A 24511-nucleotide genomic window follows, 5' to 3' on the forward strand; every position below is an offset into this window, starting at 1 on the left:
CGGTCTAATAAACAGATACTGCTTTTTTTGAGGGGAGCATATTTGTGGAATTAGCAGCGTTTTTCGATTTAGGTCCATTCTCATGGCAGGCACTGACATGCTGTATGCTCAATGGCACACTTATTGGCCTTGAAAGGCAAACACGTGGTAAACCCGTTGGCATCCGAACATCCATTTTAGTGCTCTCTGGCACCTACCTCTTCATGTCAATGGCGATATCCTTATCCCCAAATACCCTTGATCAAGCCCGAGTATTAGGACAAATCATTACTGGTGTCGGCTTTTTAGGCGCTGGAGTCATGATGTCTGAAAATGGCAAAATCCACGGTGTGACTTCTGCTGCTGTCATCTGGCTGCTTGCTGGTCTGGGCATGATGATTGGGCTAGGGCATTACAAGGCCTCCATCATCCTAACTTTACTGGCACTTACTATACTACTTGGTGTCGATAAAGCAGAGAGCAGCTTTCAAAGCTTACGCCGCGGTGTCCACCAAACCTTCCAACGACGCTCAAAACGTAGAAAGTAAAAATATAGGCATAAAAAAGCCCCGAAACATCGAGTATTCGGGGCTTTTATCTCACGCTTTGGCAATTAACTCCGTGTTATTACACCGAGTGAATCAAAACTATTTAGCGAAGTTAACAATTGGGAAGCACTTGAAGAAACCGTTGTCTGCACAGTTAATTAGACCAATCTGAACACCGTCGATAGTATTCGTTTTGTTAAAAATACCCAATTGGAAATTAGATTTCTTAGAGAAACTGGCGATACCAATATCAGCCATAGTGTTACCTTCAGAGTAGTTCACCGCACTCCAGTTCAGGCCTTTTACGTCGTTCGTTACGTTGACCATACCAAGGTTAACACCTGTTGTTGAACCTGTATTCCAGTTAAAGATACCAAGTGACGCACCTTTCATTTCTTGAGTCACTTTAGAAGCACCAAAGAAAAGGCCAAAGTTTACACCGGTTGTACGCTGTGTTTCAGACATACCTAACACAGAGAAGTCGACACCTTTCACTTCATTCACTTGACCGTGAAGAACAGATAAACGAACACCACCAACTGCATTGGCATCGGGTGCATTAAATCCATTTAAAGATGAAAACATAACTGGCGTGCTATCTGCTAGCGCCATCGGGGAAATAGATAGTGCTGCTGCCACTGCGATGGCTGATACGACTTTTTTCATTATTTTGTCTCCACTGACATTATCGTTTGTCTTTCATAACTATAGACGATGCTATGGTTGGTAACCATAGGTAATGTCAGTATATTGTCATATCCTGTAACATGTTAGCGATGATATTGATTATTATTGAAGCAGGCACAAAAAAAGCCAGAGGTCTCCCCCTGGCTCTGTAGGCACTTTCTGATGAATTACATCATACCTGGCATGCCGCCCATTCCGCCCATGTCAGGCATCGCTGGTGCGTCTTTTTGTGGTGCGTCAGTCACCATTGCTTCAGTTGTGATCATAAGACCCGCAACCGATGCGGCAAATTGTAGTGCGCTACGCGTTACTTTTGTTGGGTCAAGGATACCCATTGCAATCATATCGCCGTATTCACCTGTTGCCGCGTTGTAACCGTAGTTACCTTCGCCCGCTTTCACGTTGTTAGCTACCACAGACTCTTCATCACCTGCGTTTGCTGTGATTTGACGAATTGGTGCTTCCATTGCGCGAAGTGCTACGCGGATACCCACTGTTTGCTCTTCATTGTCGCCTTCAAGGCCAGCAACTTTCGATGCCGCGCGGATAAGTGCAACACCACCACCAGCAACAACACCCTCTTCAACAGCAGCACGTGTTGCATGAAGTGCATCTTCAACACGGTCTTTCTTCTCTTTCATTTCAACTTCTGTTGCAGCGCCTACTTTAATCACCGCTACACCGCCAGCCAATTTCGCTACGCGCTCTTGAAGTTTTTCTTTGTCGTAATCAGATGTCGCGTCTTCAACTTGCTGACGAATCTGTGTTACACGACCCTGAATCATCACTTCATCACCCGCGCCATCAATGATGGTGGAGTTTTCTTTAGTGATCGTTACGCGCTTAGCTTGACCTAGGTCTTCTAATGTTACTTTCTCAAGGTCTAGGCCGATTTCTTCAGAAATCACCGTACCGCCAGTTAGGATTGCGATATCTTGTAGCATAGACTTACGACGATCACCGAAACCCGGAGCTTTAACAGCAGCCACTTTCACGATGCCGCGCATGTTGTTCACAACTAACGTTGCTAGTGCTTCACCTTCTACGTCTTCTGCAATGATTAGCAGTGGACGAGATGCTTTAGCAACCGCTTCTAGTGTTGGTAGCAGTTCACGGATGTTCGATACTTTCTTATCGATAAGAAGAATGAACGGGCTCTCTAGATCAACACTGCCAGCTTCTTGGTTGTTGATGAAGTAAGGAGATAGGTAACCGCGATCAAATTGCATACCTTCTACTACGTCTAGCTCATCTTGTAGAGCCTGACCTTCTTCAACGGTAATAACGCCATCACGGCCTACTTTTTCCATCGCTTCAGCAATGATGTTACCCACTGTCGCGTCAGAGTTTGCAGAAATCGTACCCACCTGAGCAATAGCTTTGGTATCTTTACACTCAACAGACAGCGCTTTTAGCTCTTCAACCGCAGCCAATACTGCTTTGTCGATACCGCGCTTAAGATCCATTGGGTTCATGCCAGCAGCAACGGCTTTCAAACCTTCTGAAATGATAGATTGAGCCAGTACGGTTGCTGTCGTGGTTCCGTCACCCGCCGCATCATTAGCTTGAGAAGCGACTTCTTTCACCATTTGTGCGCCCATGTTCTGGAATTTGTCTTCCAACTCAATTTCACGCGCAACAGAAACACCATCTTTAGTAATCGTTGGTGCACCGAAAGATTTGTCTAGTACCACGTTACGGCCTTTAGGACCAAGTGTTACTTTTACCGCGTCAGCTAGAACGTTAACACCTTCTAGCATTTTGATTCGTGCGTCGTTGCCAAACTTAACGTCTTTAGCAGCCATTGTTTATTTCCTTATCTAAATTCAGTGGATAGCTTGTTTAGAGTAAAAAATTACTCAACGTCTACTTAATTATTCTACGATAGCCATGATGTCATTTTCAGACATAATCAAGACTTCTTTACCGTCGATTTTTTCTGTTTTCGTGCCGTAGCCTTCAGCGAAGATAACCGTGTCACCCACTTTAACGTCCAATGCTTGAACTGACCCGTTTTCTAAAATGCGGCCATTACCTACAGCCAGCACCGTACCACGTGTTGATTTTTCTGCAGCAGAACCCGTAAGAACGATGCCACCAGCAGATTTAGATTCAACTTCTTTGCGCTCAACGATCACGCGGTCGTGTAGAGGACGGATATTCATCGGTCGTGTCTCCTGAATTAATTAATATGTTAGCTTGAGAATGCCTTAATTCGGCTTGTGATAATTATGTTGGGGGCGATTGGGTTGATCCCAAGGGGCAGACGTCAAAAATTTGTGACAAAAATAACGAAATTGAGCTTTGCCACCATCAAGAGATAAGGATCCATGTGATTCTCGCACGATTTATGGAATTCCTGTATCCTAAGCCCCTGTTTCATCAACGATGAATTCTATGCAAGATAAGCACGGGCTGCTCTCTGCCCCTATCCCCACAGTGCTCAAGCAAATGACGGTTCCCATGGTGTTTGGCATGGTGGCAATCTTAGCTTTCAACCTCGTTGATACCTTCTTCATTGCTTTACTGGGTACCCAGTCACTCGCCGCGGTCAGTTTTACTTTTCCCGTCACATTTGGGGTGAATTGCATCACCATGGGCATTGGTGTTGGCCTTTCTACGATCATTGGTCGACTACTGGGACAAGGTAATACTCGCAATGCCGCACAATTTACCACTCATGGTCTCATTCTTGCGGTTATCTTGGTCACCCTCGCCTCTACGCTTGGGCTATTTACCATTGATCCGCTGTTTCGCATGCTAGGTGCCAGCGACGATATCATTCCACTCATCGACCAATACATGGTGATTTGGTATTTTACTATCCCACTGTTGGTTATCCCGATGGCAGGTAATAGTGCCATTCGAGCCACAGGCGATACCAAAACGCCAGCTAAAATCATGATGCTCTCTGGAGTATTAAACGGTATTTTGGATCCACTGTTCATCTTTGGCATAGGTCCGTTCCCTGAACTCGGTATTCAAGGTGCCGCCATTGCCAGTGGTTTTGCTTGGTTTGGCGCTTTGCTGGGTTCGCTTTTCGTCTTAACTAAACGCGAAAAACTGCTGGGGAAAATTAACCCCGCCGCTCTACTAAAAGACTGGGCAGCTATTTTGAAAATTGGCACTCCGTCTGCTTTATCCACTGCGATGTCGCCTATTTCTGGCGCTATCTTAATGAAGATGCTCTCCGTTCACGGCACGGCTGCCATCGCCGCTTATGGCGCAGCGCAACGAGTGGAGTCTTTACTCATTCTGGTCCTCATTTCTTTAAGCTCAGCCTTAACGCCTTTTATGTCGCAGAACTTTGGTGCCAAACAACCGGAGCGAAGTTTCTCAGGGTTATTCCTCAGCATGCGTTTTTCAATCCTATTTCAGCTGATGGTATTTATTATGATGGTGCCACTCAGTATTCCGATTTCAGCCATGTTTTCTCAAGAAGCGGCGGTACGGGAAATCCTGTGGCATTACTTGCTCGTTGTTCCATTTAGCTACGGGTTCCAGGGGATTATCATGATGTTAGGCAGCGGACTCAATGCGCTTCACTTACCGAATAAGGCCTTTATGTGGAGTGCGATGCGTTTGTTCATATTCACACTCCCCGCCGCGGCGATTGGCAATTACTGGTATTCGTTGGAAGGGCTCTTCATTGGCGTAGCGGTGGGTAACGTTGTGGGCGGCATACTGGCGTATTTATACGCGGTAAAAATACGAAAAGCCCAGTGCTTACACTGAGCTTTTTCCTCTGAGACGTTCCATTAAGATATCGCGGGTTTGACTAAGGTTTAGATACCATCACCACCGACAAAAGTTTGTGACTTACCATTAAATTGCTGGTCCATATCTAAAGAAGGCATATCCGTTTTAGGCTTACCAACGATTTTAGCAGGCACCCCAGCGACAGTGGTATGCGCAGGGACGGCCTGCAGTACCACTGAACACGAACCAATTTTTGCACCTACGCCAACTTCAATGTTACCAAGAATCTTGGCACCAGCGCCTATCATCACGCCTTCGCGAATTTTAGGGTGACGGTCACCACCCTCTTTTCCTGTACCACCTAAGGTCACATCTTGAAGTATCGACACGTCATTCTCGACCACCGCCGTCTCACCGACGACGATACCTGTCGCGTGATCGAGCATGATACCTTTACCAATACATGCCGCAGGATGAATGTCCACTTGGCACGCCACTGAGATCTGGTTTTGTAAATACGTGGCTAATGCAACTCGCCCTTGCTTCCACAACCAGTTGGCGACGCGATAACCCTGCAGGGCATGAAATCCCTTTAGATACAAAAGCGGCATCGAATACATAGAGACAGCGGGGTCACGATTCACTGTGGCACAAATATCACAAGCCGCAGCATCGGTAATCGAAGGGTCGGCTGCAAATGCTTGCTCTACCACTTCACGTACCGCCATTGCTGGCATAGACGCGGTCTTAAGTTTATTCGCGAGAATATAACTTAATGCCGCCCCTAAGCTTTCATGATTAATGATTGTGGCATGATAAAAGCTCGCCAACATCGGCTCTTCTTCCGACTGCTTACGCGCTTCTTTTATAATGCACTGCCATACTTTTTGTTTTTCACAGTGTTTCATGTTCTGTCCTAAGAGTAGTATCTAGCCTTAAAAGCCGTGCGTCGTAACTTCACTAGTTTGCGTAACATCAATGTAAACGTAACACACAAAGCGATGACGCATATGCTTCAGCGCTTATTTTACAACGCTTATTGCTTCTCTGCTTTTTTATCCCTTGCTAGTAGATCTTGCGCAGCAAGCATCGCATCCTTTCCTTGATACAATACTTGATAGATTTGGTCAACAATTGGCATCTCTACACCGACTCTTTGTGACAATAACCAAACCTCTTTAGTATTACGATAACCTTCAACCACTTGGCCAATTTCCGTTTGCGCAGAATCGACATCTTTACCCTGACCTAATGCTAAGCCAAAGCGACGGTTACGAGACTGGTTATCAGTACATGTCAGCACTAAGTCGCCAAGTCCTGCCATTCCCATAAAGGTATCAGGTTTCGCTCCGATAGCGACACCTAAGCGAGTCATTTCAGCTAAACCTCGGGTGATTAGTGCCGTACGTGCATTGGCACCAAAGCCAATACCATCCGACATACCAGCACCAATCGCAATCACGTTTTTAACTGCTCCGCCTAGTTGCATGCCGATGAAATCATCGTTGGCATAAACGCGGAACGTTTTACTGCAATGGATTTTGTCCTGCAATTCAGTCACAAACTGAGTATTGGTCGACGCAACGGCAATAGCTGTTGGCATTCCAGCCGCTAGCTCTTTTGCGAACGTCGGACCAGAAAGTACCGCTAAAGGGTAGCCATCACCAATAATATCGCTGGCGACATCTTTTAGAAGGCGACCGCTTTCAGGCTCGAGCCCTTTGGTTGCCCAACAAATACGACTGTCTTCACGTAAGTGCGGCTTCATGCTCTCTAGCACAACACCAAATACATGGCTCGGAACAACAATCAGTAAATCCTGGCTGGCTTGCACCGCTTTTTGAAGATCGGATTCAACAATGAGTGACTCAGGAAAGTCTATTCCTGGCAAAAAGTCATGGTTCGCTCGATCTGCCTCTAGGCGAGCCATATGCTCAGGATCATGTCCCCAGATGACTACATTTGCACCGTTTCGTGCCAGAGAAATGGCCAGCGATGTCCCATAGGAGCCCGCGCCAATGACTGTCATTGAAATTTCTTTCCCGTATGCGTTACTCATAACACCACCACGTCATAATTTGAAAGCCACAGCTAACAGTTTAGTCTCTCAGACTTGCGTCTTCTAAAAGCTTAACCTTAACCGTAAAAATAAAAAATGCACATCGCTAGGCGCTGTGCATTTTCAAAAAGATTACTCGTTCTTGCAAAGCGATAGCCCTGCAATACACAGCGAATTACGCTTCAGCTTGATCTTCTGTTTGAGCTTGCTGCTGAAGGTAGTTCATGAACAATGCATCAAAGTTAACTGGTGCTAGGTTCAATTGTGGGAACGTACCTTTCATCGTTAGGCTAGAGATTGTTTCACGAGCATAAGGGAACAAAATGTTCGGGCAGAAAGCGCCAAGGCAATGTGCCAATTGACCTGCTTCCATTTGCTCAGCTGTGAAAATACCACCTTGCTGAACTTCACAAAGGAATGCTGTGTCTTCTGCATTCTTAACCGTAACCGTTAGACGAAGTACCACTTCGTAAACGCCTTGTCCTAGTTCACGGCTTTGCGTGTCTAGGTCTAGCTTAACGTCTGGGTTCCATTCTTTTTGAAACATGTCCGGAGAGTTCGGCGCTTCAAAAGAAAGATCTTTTAGAAAGATACGTTGAATTGTGAAATTCTGTTGTGCTTCTTGAGGTGCTGCTTCAGCCATGATGAATATCCTTTATAATACGTCTAAAATTAACGAAACCGTTTTTGAGTTGTCTGGCAGACTAGCCGAGCCGATGTTTTATGACTAGGCGAACCGCTAATTCCGTGGCATTTATCACATCCCTAGGTAAGAAATGCCGCGAAAACACTCAATTACTAGGGTTACTTCTTACCTTTAATCAGCGGCAGGTTTGCTTCACTCCAAGCTGACAGGCCGCCTTTAAGCACGTAAACCTGTTCAAAACCTGATTTAGCAAGCAAGTTTGCACTCTCTTGTGCAGTCTGACCCGTCTTACATACCACAATGATTGGGTCTGATTTTTTGTTTTCAAGGCTAGGCGTAGATTCAGCTTTGATATCAGAAGGAAGTACGTTAACAGCGTCAGTAATGTGACCACGTTTGAAATCGTCTTTTGAACGAATATCCACAACAAGTGCACTGTCATGGTTCATCATTTGAGTCACCTGCGCGGCTGAAATCTCTTTGTACGCTGCATTGGCAGACTTCACGAAGTTGGCAATCAGAGCAACAAAAAGTGCGGCCCAAACCACGGCCATGATCATATTTTGTTGTAAAAAATCTAAGTACTCTTGCATAGCTTGCGCTCTTAATTAGTTGAAGATGAAATTCAGACGAGGAGTATAACGGCTTCGCCGCCCTCTGGCGAGGGGGGAACTTGTTTCGAATAAATAATTGAGATCCCTCTTTCGCTATTGCAGCAATAGCGCAAAACAATTGGTCTGTCTCCTACATCTGCGCTATTAATGGCTAAGCATTTAAGGAATCAGCGACGCATTGTGTCTATGATTACCTCATTACAACAATTAATGTGTGCAATTAACTTTCAAAAAACTGAAAACAAGCTACGGTAATCACAAACAATATTTGATCTGCCACTACTGTTTTGGTTAAAAAGTGTAGTAAAATTACGCTAATTTGTTTTCAGTAAAGTTATTTTAGATTCGACGAGGTTATAACTATGTCAGCTAAGAAGCCTATGGCTCTAGTCATTCTTGACGGTTGGGGATACCGTGAAGATAACGCAAGCAACGCAATCAACAACGCAAAAACTCCAGTAATGGACGGCTTGTGGGCAAACAATCCACGCACACTTATTTCAGCTTCTGGTATGGACGTCGGTCTTCCAGATGGTCAAATGGGTAACTCTGAAGTGGGTCACACTAATATTGGTGCCGGCCGAGTGGTCTACCAAGACTTGACTCGTATTACTAAATCTATCGCTGACGGTGAATTTGGTCAAAACGAAGTACTCGCTGCTGCAATGGATAAAGCCATCGCCGCAGGTAAAGCGGTTCACCTTATGGGGCTAATGTCTCCAGGTGGTGTTCACTCTCACGAGGACCACATTTACGCTGCCGTTAAAATGGCTGCTGAGCGTGGCGCTGAAAAAATCTACCTACACTGCTTCCTAGATGGTCGTGATACGCCACCACGCAGTGCTGAAGGTTCACTAAAACGCTTTGAAGCGCTCTTTACTGAGCTTGGTAAAGGCCGTGTGGCTTCTCTTGTTGGTCGTTACTACGCAATGGATCGAGACAACAACTGGGATCGCGTTGAAAAAGCCTACGACCTGCTTACTCAAGCAGAAGGTGCCTACACGTTTGACTCGGCTGTTGCTGGTCTAGAAGCGGCTTACGCTCGTGAAGAAAACGATGAGTTTGTTGCGCCAACTGAGCTACGTGCTGAAGGTCAAGAGTCTGCTGCTATCGTTGATGGCGATGCAGTTATCTTTATGAACTACCGTGCTGACCGTGCTCGTGAAATCACTCGTGCATTCGTTCCTGCATTTGAAGGCTTTGAGCGTAAAGTATTCCCAGCAGTCGACTTTGTTATGCTAACGCAATACGCAGCAGATATCCCTCTGCTTTGCGCATTCCCACCAGCATCTCTAGAAAACACCTACGGTGAGTGGCTATCTAAAGAAGGTAAGACTCAACTACGTATCTCTGAAACAGAGAAGTACGCACACGTGACTTTCTTCTTCAATGGTGGTGTTGAGAACGAATTTGACGGCGAAGAGCGTCAGCTTGTTGCTTCTCCAAAAGTGGCGACGTATGACCTACAGCCAGAAATGAGCTCTGAAGAGCTGACAGAGAAAATGGTTGCGGCTATTAAGTCAGGCAAATACGACACTATCATCTGTAACTATCCAAACGCAGATATGGTTGGTCACACTGGCGTTTACGAAGCCGCAGAACAAGCGATTGAAGCTTTGGATGCAAGCGTTGCGAAAATCGTTGAAGCCATCAAAGAAGTGGATGGTCAAATGCTGATCACGGCTGACCATGGTAATGCGGAAATGATGGTTGACCCAGTCACCGGTGGCACTCATACGGCTCACACCAATCTTCCTGTTCCTCTTATCTATATTGGTAACAAGGACATCGAGTTCAAAGAAGGCGGTAAACTGTCAGACCTAGCACCAACCATGCTATCAATGACAGGCATGAGCATTCCTGCTGAAATGTCAGGCGACATTCTTGTAAAGTAATGACACAAGTCTGATAAAACGCCGATGCTTATGCGTCGGCGTTTTTGTATGCTTGCACCTATTATCGCTTTTCAATAAAGTAGTGACCTAAGACGGACTTGCCCTCTTCTCTCAGCGGATACGACATGCACTCTAATCACAAGACGCACTTCCTTGTTGCTCTCACGACCCTCATTATTGGTGTTGCTACGGCCATTGCACCACTAAACAGCGCCGCGAGCCAAAATGAGCTTTCTGGTGTAAAAAGTGAGATAAAGCGTCAACAGCAGGGATTAAGCCAGCAACAAAAAGAGCTAGATAAGCTGCAAAAGTCGTTACGTGAGCAAGAGATTGGCATCTCGAACATTGAAAAGAATATTCAATCCACCACCTCCCAACTGGCCACGGCTAATCAAAATATTGATAACCTACATCAGCGTGTTATTGCCCTCACTGAACAAAAAAAGATTCAGCAAAAAATATTAGCTGAGCTCGTACAGACGTATTACATCACCAAGCAGAACCGTAATACCTCTAGTATGTTTAATAACAACTCCAACGATGATCGCATCAGTCAATACTATCAGCACCTTGCTGCCGCTCGGGCCGACACATTAGAACAACTGTCCACCACGGAACAACAACTTGTTGAAAGTGAAAGAGCCCTTGAATTAGAGCGCAACCAAATCGCGCAGCTGCTTCAACAACAAAAAGACAAACGCGATACATTGGCAAAAAATCAACGTAGCCGGAAAAGCACACTCGGCAAGATCAAGAAAAGCATCTCCAGTGATAAAACCTACTTAACTGAATTGCAGCGTAATGAAACCCGCCTAAAAGCCGAGATTGTCAAAGCCGCCAAACGTAATCAAGTCCCCATGGATGGACTCGCCAGACAAAAAGGCAAACTGCCATGGCCAATCAAAGGCAGCGTTTTACATAACTTTGGTACCAAGCAAACAGGCCAAGCAAGCTGGAAAGGCATGGTTATTTCCGCCAAATACGGCACGCCCATCAAGTCTGTCTACTCGGGCACGGTCGTATTTGCTGATTACTTACGGGGATATGGGCTGGTAGTGTTGCTCGATCACGGCAAAGGTGACATGACACTCTATGGCTACAACCAAACGCTACTCAAAAAAGAAGGGGACAAAGTCGCCGCTGGAGAAACCATCGCACTGGCTGGTGACACGGGTGGGCAATCAAGAGCCTCGCTCTATTTTGAGATTCGTCGCAACAGTAAAGTTCAAAACCCGAAAAGCTGGCTAAAACGCTAATCAAGCACAGCCTTACAGGTAAGCCTTACTGGTAGCTTGTTACTGATAGTTTATTGCTGGTAATAAGCCAATGCCGTATCAATAAGTCGCTGGATGCAAGCTCGCGGTAACTGATTAATCCCACCCGCGGCTTCTCTCCCTCCCCCTGTATCAAATTGACTACAGATTGCAGCGGCGCCTTGCTTATTGTTCAATGGCGCACGTACCGACACGGTATAACAGACCTGTCCATCACTCCCTCTTTGCTCTCGTTCTACTAACGTAATATGCGCACGCGAAGGGTGTCGGTTGGCGAGTTCATTGATATACGTCCCTGACATACGTCTTGCCGCCGCCGTCGCAGGTAGCGACACCACTTGGAGCGTGTCAGAATCAAAAAGCGTCGTCGCTTGACTCAGTGCCGACTGATCTTTTTCAAATGCTGCTAATAATACGTAATACGGGGAATGGGCATCTTCTCTGCATGCAAAGGGCGTTCGATAGCGTAATAGCTGTTGGTATAAATCGACCGGAGAAACATGCAAATCCTCCAGCTTTTCTCCGTAGCCATTGTAGTTAACCAAGGTGCCTAGTTGACGCAAAAAATGCCTATCAACATCACTGAGATTTGCTTTATCCGCCAGTGACTCCGCGCTGGCAATCATATTGTCTCCATACGCCGCAGTGATTGCCCATAATCGATGTTGCCCTGCAAGTTGGTCATTGACGATTAAGGCCGTACAAGTGTTCGCATCGAGATCGATATGGCGGGTCAAATACGCCGACTCTGGTGGCTGTGTTGCCTTGTGATGATCGATATAGGTGACGGGGACCTGATGAGCTAACAGAGCATTGAGTGCCGCTCTGTTCTTATCCATCGAGATATCAAGTACCGTTACCGAGCTAACCTCTTGAAGAGGTACGCGCTCAAGCAACGCAATATCACGCTTAATACCGGAGATGAGTTTAGCCGGTTTGGGATCTGACAACCTCAGTTGCAATAGCGACAATATTCCATCCGCGTCGCCATTAAAAACATCGTAGTGCATCTTGCGTCCTTTCATCGGAAATAGTTGCGACTGAATAACAATAAACCCTACTTTGGCAGCAGGGTTTATTGAAATACGAATTGGCTATATGACATGAGCGAACAGTGTGTCGCTGCTAACTAAGCGCTCGCGCCACCCATCATTTTTACGCCATCTTCAAGCAGCGCGAGCTGCTCTTGGCCTTTTGATGTCGCTACTGGCTTAACCACATTAATCATGTGCAGCATCCCTTGTTGAATCACCTCTTCCGTGATTTTAGTCTTGGGAGACATAGCAGATTGATAGCTCAACCAACCCACGGCCATCATATGTAATGTCGTCACCATGGACTTTAGCTCTTTCTCGTTTAAGCAAAGTAATTCAAGCTCAACAAAGGCACGCAGTATATTGACTAAGTTTCCTTGTAATCTCTCTTGCACGACGATGTATTCTTCATGCAGCTTTTCGTCTCGCTGTAAGATCTCTGGCAAGTTAGCGTAGAAAAAACGGTACTTCCACATCAGGGTAAAAATCGAATTGAGGTAATGCTTCAGCAACGCTAAGCTTTCTTGCTGCCCTTGAACAGGCGTAAACCGCTCGATCAACTCCTGAGAATAAAGCGTGAAAATATCGCGAACAATTTCTTGCTTGTTGCTGAAATGATAATACAGGTTACCGGGACTGATCTCGATATAAGCAGCGATATGGTTGGTCGTCACGTTACGTTCACCGTCTGAGTTGAATAACTCAAGGGCGGCATGCACTATTTTATCACGCGTTTTCATTCTCAATTATCCTTTGCCTGTTTTGCGCTAGTATACGTGTTCAACTTGTGAGCGAAAGCGTGAGATCGCAATAGTCTGACTGGTTCGACCAACTAAATAGAAAAAAAGCACTCACAAGGAGTGCTTTTCACAAATCTAAGAGACTGACGATTTATTCTACTTCGTCCATTTTACCAAGTAGGTTACGAATGCGTTCTTGCCATTGGGTGTGCTCACGCTGCATAACTTCAGCCTTTTGTTCAAGTTCTTCGCGACTGCTACGCAGCTCGTCTGCTTGACTAGCCAGTTGAACTTTCTCTTCCTTCAACTCTTCAACTTCCATTTGAAGAAGAGCGATAGTGTCAACTGCAGTTTGAATTTTTGCTTCTAGTTGTTCCAGTACTTCAAAAGACATCTCGGCCTACCTTGTTAAATTCTATGTAATGAAATAGCTTCATTCTACGTTGCCCCATTCTACTCAGCCTCGAGAAGATAGACACGCCCTATATTGCAGATTTTTCACTATTCGGTCAAAAAAACAACGCAAACTAACAAAAGAGGTAATTAAACCATACCGACTGATCGTAACTAACCCTTATCGTTCAATGTCTCCTACGTCTATTTCGATAAATAATCCACTAACCACACTCAGCTTTGCGCAGTATCAAACAAAAAAGCAAACGTTTCCTTCTTGGTATGTTAAAATTCGCGCCGTAAATTCTTTTGTCAACTTTCATCTATTGGAGTCAATATGAAGCGCGATTTAGCGATGGCTTTTTCACGAGTTACCGAAGGTGCCGCTCTGGCTGGTTATAAATGGTTAGGACGTGGCGATAAAAACGCCGCTGACGGTGCTGCCGTTGAAGTAATGCGTACCCTACTGAACAAAACCGACATCAGTGGTGAAATCGTTATCGGTGAAGGTGAGATTGATGATGCACCAATGCTGTACATTGGTGAGCAGGTTGGCATTGGTGGCGATGCCGTTGACATCGCGGTAGATCCAATTGAAGGTACGCGCATGACAGCAATGGGACAGTCAAATGCCTTGGCTGTGCTTGCAGCTGGAGAAAAAGGCAGCTTTTTAAAAGCACCTGACATGTACATGGAGAAACTGGTTGTCGGCCCTGGCGCTAAAGGGGCTATCGATCTAAACCTATCACTAACCGATAATTTAACGAATATTGCTGCAGCACTAGGTAAGCCGTTAGATACGCTGGTCGTGACCACACTCGCTAAACCAAGACACGATAGCGTTATTGCTGAAATGCAAGCCATGGGAGTTCGTGTTTTTGCGGTGCCAGATGGTGATGTGGCCGCTTCAATCCTAACCTGTATGCCAGACAGTGAAGTCGATGTAATGTACTGCATTGGCGGCGCACCTGAAGGTGTAGTATCGGCTGCGGTTATTCGCGCACTGGATGGCGACATGCACGCTCGCTTACTACCTCGCCACGAAGTAAAAGGCGACAACGAAGAAAACCGTAAAGCAGGTGAGCTTGAGTTGGAGCGTTGTAAAGAAATGGGTGTTGAAGCGAATGTCTTACTAAGAATGGAAGATATGGCTCGTAGTGATAATGTGGTTTTCTCTGCGACAGGAATTACCAAAGGTGATCTGTTAGAGGGAATTACACGCCAAGGCAATATTGCTACCACTGAAACGCTACTGATTCGTGGTCGCTGTCGTACCATTCGTCGCATTAAATCGATTCACTACCTAGAGCGAAAAGATCCTGAGATCCGAGGCATTATTCTGTAGTGTCGACGTATTAACGAAAAAGCGCTGCAACGGCAGCGTTTTTTATTGCTATCTAGTTGATAGTAAATAATTTGCTTTATAAAGCGTATCGGCCATAATAGCATCAGTTATTGATTATCACTACACTATCGAGCAACCGGACCACGACATGAAAGCTACTGATCACATCATCGATATCATCAAGCGCGAAGGTGCGGTCACGGCAAAGCACGTTGCACTCAGGCTAAATATCACCACCATGGGGGCTAGACAACACCTTCAGTCTCTTGAAAATGACGGCTTACTACACATCGAAGATGTGAAGGTCAAAGTGGGTCGCCCTAACCGCCATTGGTCTTTAACTGACAAAGGTCACGCGAACTTCTCCGATCGACATGCCGACCTCACGGTTCAATTTATTGATGCTATTGAAACGGTGTTTGGTTCAGAAGGGCTAGAAAAAGTGGCAAAAGAGCGCGAATTAAACACTCTCGCTAACTATGCCGAGCAATTGACAGGGCTCAGCGACCTCGAAAGTAAAATCATCAAACTCACCGAATTACGTGAGAAGGATGGCTATATGGCAGAATATCAAAAAGATCATTCAAGCTTTATTCTGATTGAAAACCACTGCCCTATTTGTAAAGCAGCGAGCCGATGCAAAGCCCTATGCCAATCTGAACTCAATGTCTTTCAGTCTCTTGTTGGCGAAAACACCCGTGTCGAACGAGATGAACATATCGTCTCTGGTGCACGACGCTGCGTCTATCGTTTCACTCAGCAATAACCTCTCAGCTCTCAGCTCTCAGCTCTCAGCTCTCAGCTCTCAGTGTCTTATTATTGAGACAGCACACAATTAAACTGTGACTTTGATCAATAACTCCTAACCTCATTGTACATGCATGGAGCAATGTTAGATGAGGACGAATCATGGCTGATCCACTTATGCTGCCTTCTTTCGATGAGCTTGCGGCAATGGCAAAGCACAATCCCGAGCAACTTAGTCGCTTACGTCAAAACCTGTGTCAGCAGCTGATAGAGTCTTGCTCAACAGAAATGCAACCTCGCCTGCAAGCACAACAATCACACATTGAACGAGTGCTTAAACGTGCCAACAACCCTATTCATGCCAACGTATTATTGCGACAAGAGCTGCATCGACAATTTATGAAGTTCTCACAAGCACTCAATGGCGAACTGGGCGACGGTCAACCAAAAGCGACCATTTTACCGTTCAACAAAAAAGAAGATTGGCGATAAAAAAGGAAGCACTCGCTTCCTTTTTAGTATTTAAACAAATGCAGTATTTAGACTGGGTCTTTACCAAATTGATTATCGCCAGACGTGCCTTTTAAAAAACCACACTCGACTAAGATCCACAGTCCACAGCCAATCGCTGCTAAAGAAATCATGTTCTGCAGTAATGAAGGTTGCGCTGCGGTAGCCGGGTCCAGAGTAGGTAGACTTAAACGCCCTATCACCAAAGGAATATTCAGTAGCAACCACCAACTCGATTTATTACGGTCATGCCATCGCTTTGCGGTAATTAGCAAATCCGGGATCAAAATAACCAATAAGAACGCAGGCAACAAAATATGGATAGCCCCAGGCGCTAACACGTTCATGCCCTGTGCAAAACCCACAATACTCAAATAATAACAAACGTTCCATACCCAAAACGTTTTACGGCCAACTCGCCCTTGTGACGAAAATAGCAGTGATTTAAACGACATTACCTATTCTCACTTTACTGACTGATTTTTTGGAAACACGACTTATCCATGTCCCGTATGTTCACCGTCAAGCTTTTCAAATGCCCGGCTTGCTGCTTGAGGACATCCATTAACTTCCTCGACAGTTCTCGCTTTTGCTCTTCCGTTCGACCCGATAAAAGCTCGAAACTAATATGCACAAAATCTTCGCTGTCACCATGCTCGCCAATGAGCCAATTGTGGCACCGTAGAGAGCGAGACTTAACTGAGTCCATTTCAAACAAGCCACAGTGTAGCGTAACTTGATGCAAGTCCTCCAGTAAGCCTTGTATATTCAAGCGTTGATCAGCCGTATTTGAATATTCCATTACCAGATTTGGCATCATCTTTCCTTTGAATTGAGAGCTAAGCGACAAGGTATAGCAAGCTAAAAGGAAAATTCCGAGAACTAATCTACTATTCTGTTTACCAAGTCACGATGATGGGCATACTCACAACGATTCATGAAAGCGAGAAAGTCATGACTCCAATCATGATCTACATGAATTAATCTGTTATATTCTTTCGTATTCACGTTTGTTTTTTACATTCGTACTTTTAAAAACATTGATTTTGGAGAAAATCTTATGCGTCAACCTGTAGTTATGGGTAACTGGAAACTCAATGGCAGCAAAGCAATGGTCACGGATCTGCTTACTGCACTTAATGCGGAACTTGAAGGCGTAACTGGCGTTGATGTAGCCGTTGCTCCACCAGCACTTTACGTTGACCTTGCAGAGCGTACGCTAACTGACGCGGGTAGCGCAATCATCCTTGGTGCTCAAAACACTGACGTGAACAACAGTGGTGCTTTCACTGGTGATATGTCTCCAGAAATGCTGAAAGATTTTGGCGCAACTCACATCATCATTGGTCACTCTGAGCGTCGTCAATACCACAACGAATCTGACGAGTTCATCGCTCAGAAATTTGCATTCCTAAAAGAAAATGGCCTAACACCTGTTTTCTGTATCGGTGAGTCTGAAGCTCAAAACGAAGCGGGCGAAACGGAAGCGGTATGTGCTCGTCAAATCGACGCAGTAATCAACAACTCAGGTGTTGAAGCACTTAACGGTGCAATCATCGCATACGAACCAATCTGGGCTATCGGTACTGGTAAAGCAGCAACAGCTGATGATGCTCAACGCATCCACGCTTCTATCCGTGCACACATCGCAGCAAAGAGCGAAGAAGTGGCGAAGAACGTTGTTATCCAATACGGCGGTTCTGTTAAGCCTGAAAATGCTGAAGCTTACTTCGCACAACCAGACATCGATGGTGCTCTAGTTGGCGGCGCTGCACTAGACGCGAAAAGCTTTGCAGCTATCGCAAAAGCAGCGGCAAAAGCAAAAGCATAAGCTTATTGCTCAATAGGTGAGCGTCAGCAACGACGCCACCTATTGAATCAGACATAAAAAAAACCGCTGACTTATCAGCGGTTTTTTTTATGTCTGAACAATGCTCTCCAACGGTATGTTCACTCCAAAAGTAGAAGTGAACATGACTCATTGGTTGATATAACTATTAGAACAACTCTTCAGCAACTTTGTACAAATCATCGCGTACAGGGCGCTTCATGTTCTCGATCGCATCAATAATATCGTGATGAACAAGAATCTCTTTCTGAATACCAACACAACGTCCACCATGACCTTCCATCAATAGGTGTACCGCGTAGTTACCCATGCGAGATGCCAGTACTCGGTCAAACGCTGTAGGACGACCACCACGCTGAATATGGCCAAGAACCGTTGCACGAGTCTCACGACCTGTTGCATCTTCGATTTCTTTAGCAAGATCATTGGCGTCCATCATAAGCTCTGTTAACGCAATAATGGCGTGCTTCTTACCTTTGGCAATACCATCTTGAATATTGCTAATCAGTTGCTCTTTATTAAGGCCAGTTTCTGGTGTAATGATGTACTCACAGCCGCCTGCAATAGCAGACATCAGTGTCAGATCACCACAGTGACGACCCATGATTTCTACAATAGAGATACGTTGGTGAGAAGACGATGTATCACGTAGACGGTCAATCGCATCAATAACCGTGTTAAGTGCTGTCAGGTAACCGATAGTGTAATCTGTGCCAGCGATATCATTATCAATCGTGCCCGGTAAACCGATACATGGGTAGCCCATTTCAGTCAGTTTTTTCGCGCCCATGTAAGAGCCGTCACCACCCACAACCACTAGCGCTTCAATACCGTGCTTCTTCAAGTTTTCAATCGCTTTCTCGCGAACTTCGACTTCTTTAAATTCTGGGAAACGTGCAGAGCCTAGAAATGTACCACCACGGTTAATAACATCAGAAACACTAGAACGATCTAGTTTCTTAATGCGATCTTCATAGAGACCTAAATAACCGTCGTAAACACCGTATACTTCTACGCCTTCTGACAAAGCCGTACGAACCACACCGCGTACCGCAGCATTCATACCAGGTGCGTCACCACCACTTGTCAAAACACCGATTTTCTTAATCATGCTCACCCTCGATTTAGCAATCTAATTTCAATTTAAGTATGGCGCACTTCGCGACATACGGAATTCTTATTGTTTTCGCTACGTTTACATCGCTTCTGCTGCTTTTTCATCGCATCAGCTTCGTAAAATTGTCTTGTTCCCCAAAACATTGACGACGTAACTTTATTACTTATGTAAGAGTATTACAGTTTATAGGCTAAATTGTGTTGATTCACATCAGAATCGCACTTTTTTATCACGAGCCCCAACAATAGACAATCAATTTTCGTTATGCCACAACTGCAATCTATCACCCTTTTTCCCCATCCTACCAATCCGCTTCTAACTGCTGTTTTTCGTCTTTGATCACCACAGAGTAAGGGTCTTGATGAATAAGTACATCCGATTCAGGAAACGCTACCATCAATTTTTCTTCAACTTCATCGGCAATTCGATGCGCCTCAATTAATGGCATTAAATCATCTAACTCAAGATGTAACTGAATAAAACGAACAGGGCCAGACATGCGTGTTCTTAGCTGATGAACACCTAATACCCCTTCCACTTCAGTACACACTTGTCGAATTTGCTGTAATTCTTCCTCAGGAAGCTGCCTGTCTAATAGAGATTGAACGGCGGTGTACGCCATTTTAAAGGCACTAATCAAAATAAACACACCAATTCCGATCGCGAAGACGGAGTCAGCTTGACCAATTCCATACCAACTCAAAGCAAGTGCCAACATGATAGCGGCATTCATGTAAATATCAGTTTGATAATGTAACGAATCAGCAGCAATGGCCTGACTGCCCGTTTTTCTAACTACGTAGCGCTGAAAAGCAACCAACCCAGATGTCACCACTAAAGCAAAGAGGCTGACATAAATACCTAATTCTGGCGAACGAAGTTCGGTTGGCCTGAAAAAATGGTCAATCCCGTTAAGGATAAGGAAGCAAGCAGAACCGGAAATAAACATCGCTTGCGCCAACGCAGCAAGAGACTCCGCCTTACCATGGCCAAAAGTATGTTCTTTATCTGCGGGTTGAAGTGCATACCGCACGACGACTAAATTGACCGCTGAGGCAGCAATATCAAGTAAGGAATCGATCACAGAGGCTAACAAACTCACCGAGCCCGTAGTCCACCACACGATAATTTTGGTAATCAATAGAAGGGTGGCAATGATGGTTGCAGCCCAAGCTGCCATTGTGACGAGTTTTGCGTAACTGTTTTTCATCTTCCGTGACGTTTTAGCTCAACATGACGCAAGTATACTTATTATTAGTGACAAAAATAGAAAAAGTGGCCAATTGGCCACTTTTAAAATATATCCACAGCGAAGCTAAGTGAAGTCTATTAGTAGAAACAGCGTTACTTTGCCGCTCTTGATTCCATTTTGCTTACGCACTTTTGCATGCGCTCTTGCTGTACTTCTTTAAGCTTGTTTTTTTGCTCTGGCGTCAAGATGCTGAGCATCTCATGTTGTTTTTCCATCATTTTAACGCGACGCTCAGTTTGTTGAGCTACCATTTCAGAAGCGAGTTCGTTGGCTGCTGTGGCATCAAATGTATCAGCAAGGACGACATCTTGCATTTTTTGATGGCGAGCTTGCATCTCTGTTGCTTTAACACCAATGTTGCCACTGTGCTTAGCTTTCATCTCTGACTTCATCGATTTGCGCATCTCTTTCATCTGTTCTTTCTGCGCATCCGTCAAATCAAGTTGGCTAAACATGTTACGGTCGAAACCACCACATTGACCATCACCCCCCTTACCGTGGTGACTACCACCTTTACCACCGTAGGCCAATGCACTCGCCGTCGCGAACGTTAATGGAAGAATAGCTGCAGCAAGAACCAATTTTTTAGTCAGTTTCATAATCAATACCTTTGTTTTGTGAGGGTAGCTGCGTTTGCATCCATTTGCTTTGCAGCGCTTGAGTATAGAATAGAACTTGCTACGTAAAGCAACGCACGCAGAGCGTAAAGAATCGTAAAGATAGATATTTACAATAATTAACGCATTATTATTACCACGTAGTCCGTATTTAAGAGATGGCCCCATGATGAATATTCTAATTATTGATGACGACACCGAACTCACAAGCTTATTAAAAGACATATTGAGCTTTGAAGGGTTTCAGGTCAGCGAAGCCAATGACGGCTTAGCCGGATTGGAGGCGATGAACCACGATATCGATATCGTGCTGATGGATGTCATGATGCCACGTCTTAATGGTATGGACACATTGAAAAAGCTTCGAGAAAAATGGCAAACGCCAGTGTTAATGCTAACCGCTAAAGGCGAAGAGATTGATCGTGTGATTGGCCTTGAACTTGGTGCCGATGATTACCTGCCTAAACCTTTTAGCGATCGAGAGCTTCTAGCACGCATTAAAGCTATTTTACGCCGCACACAATCAACCCAAGCAGAGCCAAATCGTGATTGTGTTCGCTTCGATGACATTGAGGTCTTCCCTGGCAAACAGGAGGCCATATGCCAAGGTCAAGCTATAGAACTTACCAGTACCGAATTTGCATTACTGCATTACTTCGTTCTAAAGCCGGGTGAAACCCTGACGAAAGAAGCTCTCAGCCTGGATGTATTAGGAAAGCGGCTATCCGCCTTTGATCGCGCAGTCGACATGCACGTGTCTAACTTAAGAAAGAAATTACCAGAAAAACAAGACGGTAAACCTCGAATCAAGACGCTACGTGGCCGAGGCTACCTGTTTGTTAAGGAGTAACGATGAAGCTTCCTAATTTTACTAGTTTATATGGGCGAATTTTTGCTATTTTCTGGTTTACCATGTTGCTGGTACTCATCGCCGTCCTCTCTTTACCTCACCTCGATCCACGCGTCGCCCGTGAAGTTCAAGGTGAACATCTTGAACGGCTATACAAATTACGCGATAGCGTCGAAAAGCGCTTCGATGGTCAAAAAAATCTGGGAAAAATCATTTATCGTTTTGATAAACCCCCGACACGGAAAAACAACCACCGGAACTCTAGTGGACCAAGACTATTTATCGCTGACATGGATGGGAACATCTTAAGCACTCAGCGCCATGAAGACTTTAAAATAAAAGCACTAAAGAATTTCATTACCTCGGTAGAATCACCACAGAAACCGATGCAAAAACTCTATGGTAAATACATGCTCGCGGGTCCAGTACCGGTCACACTTGCCGAGCAAGATTTACAGTTATTCATTGGCTTAAAGTGGAACCAGCCCCCCCCTTTTCTACTGAGAATGTTTGATAAACCATTCCAGCTACTGCTCGTTGTCATGGTCGTGAGCACCCCATTATTACTCTGGCTTGCGTGGGCATTAACGCAACCTGCGAGACGCTTAGAGCGTGCTGCAAAACGAGTCGCAAAAGGAGAATTTAAGCCAGATCCAAGCTTAGAAAAAGGCACCTCTGAATTCAAACAAGCGGGTGCAAGCTTTAACCAAATGGTGGCGGCAGTGAATCAAATGATTTCAGGTCAGCAGCGATTACTGTCCGATATTTCTCATGAATTACGCTCACCGCTAACTCGCCTGCGCATGGCTACCGCTTTGGCGACTCGTAAGCAGGGAGAAAGCTCCGAACTCTCCAGAATAGACACCGAAGCACAACGCCTCGAACAAATGATTTGCGAGCTGCTTGAACTGTCTAGAATGAACACCGATAGCCATATTGTTCGTGAGACTCAACCTGCGAGTAGCTTGTGGGAAGCCATATTAGATGACGCGCAATTTGAGGCAGAACAAATGAATAAAACGCTCACCTTTTCAGCTATTCCAGAGGCGAACGTATGCGGAAATCCCAAGCTACTCATGAGTGCCATCGAAAATATCATTCGTAATGCGATTCGTTATGGTGATACGGTCATTAATGTCGATATTCAGCAACAAGCGGAAAGCTTGATTATCACTGTTGAAGATGATGGTTCTGGCGTTCCAGAAGATGAATTGAGCGATATTTTCCGACCTTTCTATCGAGTCTCAACCGCGCGAGATCGCGACTCAGGAGGGACGGGGCTTGGGCTAGCAATAACACAAAGCGCCATACTGCAGCACAGTGGCCAAATTGAGGCTTCTCGCAGTGAGTTAGGTGGACTTAAGATGCGTGTAGAGCTGCCTTTGGCCTAAGACCTAAATAGCACTATCAAGCGATATAGATTCTGCTATCTTTGTGATAGCCTCGCAGTTATTGCTTAGCCTAAAAGGTATCAAAACCAATGAAAATTTTTAGTAATTTCGATAGTGGCAACATATCCGTTGTCAACGCTGATAATAAAGATGATATTCAACTACGTATCAACAACGATAATCAATCTGAATTCTATCAATGGTTTCACTTCCGCCTAGAAACGACGCCGGAGCAGTCACATACCATTAAGCTTATTGATTTGGCTAAATCCGCCTATCCTGAAGGTTGGAAAGGCTATGATGTGGTTGCCTCTTACGATCGTGAAGAATGGTTTCGTATTCCCGCCGAATTTGATGGCGACACGCTCTCATTTAACGTCATTCCTGAGCATGGTTCTATTTACTTTGCTTACTTTGCGCCTTACACCTATGACCGCCATCAAGACCTGCTGCACATGGCGCAAAGCGCGCACCACTGCTCATTAGAAACACTTGGTCATACGCTAGACAATAATGACATGAGCCTGCTTACCTTTGGTGAGCCGGAAGAAGGAAAAAAGAAAATCTGGGTCATTGCGCGTCAGCATCCTGGGGAAAGCATGGCGGAATGGTTCATTGAAGGTATGATCCAGCGTTTACTTGATGACAGTGATACTGTAAGCCGAGCGTTACTAGAAAAAGCCGTTCTGTATGTCGTCCCTAATATGAACCCAGATGGCAGTATTCGTGGACACTTAAGGACTAACGCAGCAGGGGTTAACCTCAACCGTGAGTGGCAAACCCCTTCAATGGAGCAGAGTCCAGAAGTCTTCTTGGTGCGTGAGCGTATGCTAGAAACTGGCGTGGATATGTTCCTCGATATCCATGGCGACGAAGCCATCCCTTATAATTTTGCTGCCGGCTCTGAAGGCATCCCTAGCTACGATACTGCTTTTGCCGAGCTAGAATCCACGTTCAAACAAGCATTATTAACGATAACACCTGAATTCCAAGATGACATCGGTTACGACAAAGACGAACCAGGCAAAGCCAACCTGACCGTTGGTTCTAATTGGGTAGCAGAGCAATTTCACTGCTTGTCGTACACAATTGAAATGCCATTTAAAGATAACAACAGCTATCCAGACCCTCTTTATGGTTGGTCACCCGAGCGCAGCGTTATCTTTGGCCACGATATGCTCGCTGCAACCCTTGCTGTGAGCGACAAAATCTAACGACATGAATTAGAATGGATATCGCCCTATGCTAAATGCACATCCATTGGT

The 24511-nt window shown here is 45.2% G+C and carries 26 protein-coding genes; 11 read left to right on the plus strand and 15 right to left on the minus strand.

Features of this window, described 5'->3' with window-relative positions; genetic code table 11:
• The first annotated feature begins 44 nt into the window (after positions 1 to 44).
• Positions 45 to 527 (plus strand): MgtC/SapB family protein, encoded by a 483-nt coding sequence (locus tag L4D05_RS17300; RefSeq protein ID WP_428754087.1) that lies wholly within the window; start codon positions 45 to 47, stop codon positions 525 to 527.
• A gap of 99 nt (positions 528 to 626) precedes the next feature.
• On the opposite strand, the gene L4D05_RS17305 is transcribed toward L4D05_RS17300, so the two are convergent.
• The 3 genes from L4D05_RS17305 to L4D05_RS17315 form a co-directional block, all read right to left on the minus strand.
• Positions 627 to 1193, minus strand: a complete 567-nt coding sequence (locus L4D05_RS17305; RefSeq protein WP_428794759.1) for a VC2662 family protein — start codon at positions 1191 to 1193, stop codon at positions 627 to 629.
• 188 nt (positions 1194 to 1381) lie between these two features.
• Entirely contained in the window at positions 1382 to 3019 is a 1638-nt protein-coding gene (groL, locus tag L4D05_RS17310; RefSeq protein ID WP_428794760.1) for a chaperonin GroEL, read from the minus strand.
• Positions 3020 to 3088: 69 nt separating this feature from the next.
• The gene (locus L4D05_RS17315) at positions 3089 to 3379 is read right to left on the minus strand and encodes a co-chaperone GroES (RefSeq protein WP_102471149.1); all 291 of its coding nucleotides are present in this window, start codon (positions 3377 to 3379) and stop codon (positions 3089 to 3091) included.
• A gap of 232 nt (positions 3380 to 3611) precedes the next feature.
• On the opposite strand from L4D05_RS17315, the gene L4D05_RS17320 reads away from it, so the two are divergent.
• The gene (locus tag L4D05_RS17320; RefSeq protein WP_489686387.1) at positions 3612 to 4949 is read left to right on the plus strand and encodes an MATE family efflux transporter; all 1338 of its coding nucleotides are present in this window, start codon (positions 3612 to 3614) and stop codon (positions 4947 to 4949) included.
• A 50-nt stretch (positions 4950 to 4999) separates the two neighbouring features.
• Here the strand turns inward: L4D05_RS17320 and cysE are convergent, their stop codons facing one another.
• From cysE to L4D05_RS17340, 4 genes are all read right to left on the minus strand, one after another.
• On the minus strand, positions 5000 to 5821 hold the full coding sequence (gene cysE / locus L4D05_RS17325) for a serine O-acetyltransferase (RefSeq protein WP_428754094.1): 822 nt from the start codon (positions 5819 to 5821) through the stop codon (positions 5000 to 5002).
• Between the two features lie 128 nt (positions 5822 to 5949).
• The gene (gene gpsA, locus L4D05_RS17330; RefSeq protein WP_428794761.1) at positions 5950 to 6972 is read right to left on the minus strand and encodes an NAD(P)H-dependent glycerol-3-phosphate dehydrogenase; all 1023 of its coding nucleotides are present in this window, start codon (positions 6970 to 6972) and stop codon (positions 5950 to 5952) included.
• A gap of 175 nt (positions 6973 to 7147) precedes the next feature.
• Positions 7148 to 7615: a protein-export chaperone SecB gene (gene secB, locus L4D05_RS17335; RefSeq protein ID WP_250618683.1), complete on the minus strand. Its 468-nt coding sequence runs from the start codon at positions 7613 to 7615 to the stop codon at positions 7148 to 7150.
• Positions 7616 to 7776: 161 nt separating this feature from the next.
• Entirely contained in the window at positions 7777 to 8211 is a 435-nt protein-coding gene (locus L4D05_RS17340) for a rhodanese-like domain-containing protein (RefSeq protein ID WP_250618684.1), read from the minus strand.
• A 383-nt stretch (positions 8212 to 8594) separates the two neighbouring features.
• Here L4D05_RS17340 and gpmM point away from each other — a divergent pair, with 383 nt between their 5' ends.
• Complete coding sequence (gpmM, locus tag L4D05_RS17345) at positions 8595 to 10127, plus strand: 2,3-bisphosphoglycerate-independent phosphoglycerate mutase (protein WP_428794762.1); 1533 nt, start codon at positions 8595 to 8597, stop codon at positions 10125 to 10127.
• A gap of 125 nt (positions 10128 to 10252) precedes the next feature.
• A complete protein-coding gene (locus tag L4D05_RS17350; RefSeq protein ID WP_428754099.1) occupies positions 10253 to 11383 on the plus strand; it encodes a murein hydrolase activator EnvC family protein in 1131 nt (376 codons plus the stop codon).
• A gap of 50 nt (positions 11384 to 11433) precedes the next feature.
• On the opposite strand, the gene L4D05_RS17355 is transcribed toward L4D05_RS17350, so the two are convergent.
• The 3 genes from L4D05_RS17355 to zapB all read right to left on the minus strand — a co-directional run bounded on the left by L4D05_RS17355 (position 11434) and on the right by zapB (position 13569).
• The gene (locus tag L4D05_RS17355) at positions 11434 to 12411 is read right to left on the minus strand and encodes a DHH family phosphoesterase (protein WP_428794763.1); all 978 of its coding nucleotides are present in this window, start codon (positions 12409 to 12411) and stop codon (positions 11434 to 11436) included.
• A gap of 119 nt (positions 12412 to 12530) precedes the next feature.
• Complete coding sequence (locus tag L4D05_RS17360; RefSeq protein WP_428754101.1) at positions 12531 to 13175, minus strand: TetR/AcrR family transcriptional regulator; 645 nt, start codon at positions 13173 to 13175, stop codon at positions 12531 to 12533.
• Positions 13176 to 13326: 151 nt separating this feature from the next.
• Positions 13327 to 13569 carry a cell division protein ZapB gene (gene zapB, locus L4D05_RS17365; RefSeq protein WP_428754102.1) on the minus strand — a complete coding sequence of 81 codons (243 nt, stop codon included), beginning with the start codon at positions 13567 to 13569 and terminating at the stop codon, positions 13327 to 13329.
• Between the two features lie 336 nt (positions 13570 to 13905).
• On the opposite strand from zapB, the gene glpX reads away from it, so the two are divergent.
• The 3 genes from glpX to L4D05_RS17380 all read left to right on the plus strand — a co-directional run bounded on the left by glpX (position 13906) and on the right by L4D05_RS17380 (position 16152).
• Complete coding sequence (gene glpX / locus L4D05_RS17370) at positions 13906 to 14913, plus strand: class II fructose-bisphosphatase (RefSeq protein WP_428754103.1); 1008 nt, start codon at positions 13906 to 13908, stop codon at positions 14911 to 14913.
• Positions 14914 to 15061: 148 nt separating this feature from the next.
• The gene (locus tag L4D05_RS17375; RefSeq protein ID WP_428794764.1) at positions 15062 to 15679 is read left to right on the plus strand and encodes a helix-turn-helix transcriptional regulator; all 618 of its coding nucleotides are present in this window, start codon (positions 15062 to 15064) and stop codon (positions 15677 to 15679) included.
• Between the two features lie 143 nt (positions 15680 to 15822).
• Positions 15823 to 16152 (plus strand): DUF3135 domain-containing protein, encoded by a 330-nt coding sequence (locus tag L4D05_RS17380; RefSeq protein WP_428794765.1) that lies wholly within the window; start codon positions 15823 to 15825, stop codon positions 16150 to 16152.
• 47 nt (positions 16153 to 16199) lie between these two features.
• Here L4D05_RS17380 and L4D05_RS17385 read toward each other — a convergent pair whose 3' ends face one another.
• Positions 16200 to 16625 carry a DUF805 domain-containing protein gene (locus L4D05_RS17385; protein WP_265674863.1) on the minus strand — a complete coding sequence of 142 codons (426 nt, stop codon included), beginning with the start codon at positions 16623 to 16625 and terminating at the stop codon, positions 16200 to 16202.
• Positions 16626 to 16639: 14 nt separating this feature from the next.
• Positions 16640 to 16987, minus strand: a complete 348-nt coding sequence (locus L4D05_RS17390) for a 5-carboxymethyl-2-hydroxymuconate Delta-isomerase (protein WP_250618693.1) — start codon at positions 16985 to 16987, stop codon at positions 16640 to 16642.
• A 243-nt stretch (positions 16988 to 17230) separates the two neighbouring features.
• Here L4D05_RS17390 and tpiA point away from each other — a divergent pair, with 243 nt between their 5' ends.
• Entirely contained in the window at positions 17231 to 18001 is a 771-nt protein-coding gene (gene tpiA / locus L4D05_RS17395; protein WP_250618694.1) for a triose-phosphate isomerase, read from the plus strand.
• A gap of 166 nt (positions 18002 to 18167) precedes the next feature.
• Here the strand turns inward: tpiA and pfkA are convergent, their stop codons facing one another.
• The 3 genes from pfkA to L4D05_RS17410 form a co-directional block, all read right to left on the minus strand.
• The gene (gene pfkA / locus L4D05_RS17400; RefSeq protein WP_428754107.1) at positions 18168 to 19130 is read right to left on the minus strand and encodes a 6-phosphofructokinase; all 963 of its coding nucleotides are present in this window, start codon (positions 19128 to 19130) and stop codon (positions 18168 to 18170) included.
• 307 nt (positions 19131 to 19437) lie between these two features.
• Positions 19438 to 20346: a CDF family cation-efflux transporter FieF gene (gene fieF, locus L4D05_RS17405; protein WP_428754109.1), complete on the minus strand. Its 909-nt coding sequence runs from the start codon at positions 20344 to 20346 to the stop codon at positions 19438 to 19440.
• Positions 20347 to 20480: 134 nt separating this feature from the next.
• A complete protein-coding gene (locus L4D05_RS17410) occupies positions 20481 to 20987 on the minus strand; it encodes a CpxP family protein (protein ID WP_428794766.1) in 507 nt (168 codons plus the stop codon).
• A gap of 184 nt (positions 20988 to 21171) precedes the next feature.
• On the opposite strand from L4D05_RS17410, the gene L4D05_RS17415 reads away from it, so the two are divergent.
• The 3 genes from L4D05_RS17415 (at position 21172) to L4D05_RS17425 (ending at position 24460) form a co-directional block, all read left to right on the plus strand.
• Positions 21172 to 21855 (plus strand): response regulator, encoded by a 684-nt coding sequence (locus L4D05_RS17415; RefSeq protein WP_428794767.1) that lies wholly within the window; start codon positions 21172 to 21174, stop codon positions 21853 to 21855.
• Between the two features lie 2 nt (positions 21856 to 21857).
• A complete protein-coding gene (gene cpxA / locus L4D05_RS17420) occupies positions 21858 to 23246 on the plus strand; it encodes an envelope stress sensor histidine kinase CpxA (RefSeq protein WP_428794768.1) in 1389 nt (462 codons plus the stop codon).
• A gap of 89 nt (positions 23247 to 23335) precedes the next feature.
• The gene (locus L4D05_RS17425; RefSeq protein WP_428754113.1) at positions 23336 to 24460 is read left to right on the plus strand and encodes a M14 family metallopeptidase; all 1125 of its coding nucleotides are present in this window, start codon (positions 23336 to 23338) and stop codon (positions 24458 to 24460) included.
• The last annotated feature ends 51 nt before the right edge of the window (positions 24461 to 24511 follow it).

The sequence above is a fragment of the Vibrio nomapromontoriensis genome (genome assembly GCF_050337205.1).
GTDB lineage: Bacteria > Pseudomonadota > Gammaproteobacteria > Enterobacterales > Vibrionaceae > Vibrio > Vibrio nomapromontoriensis.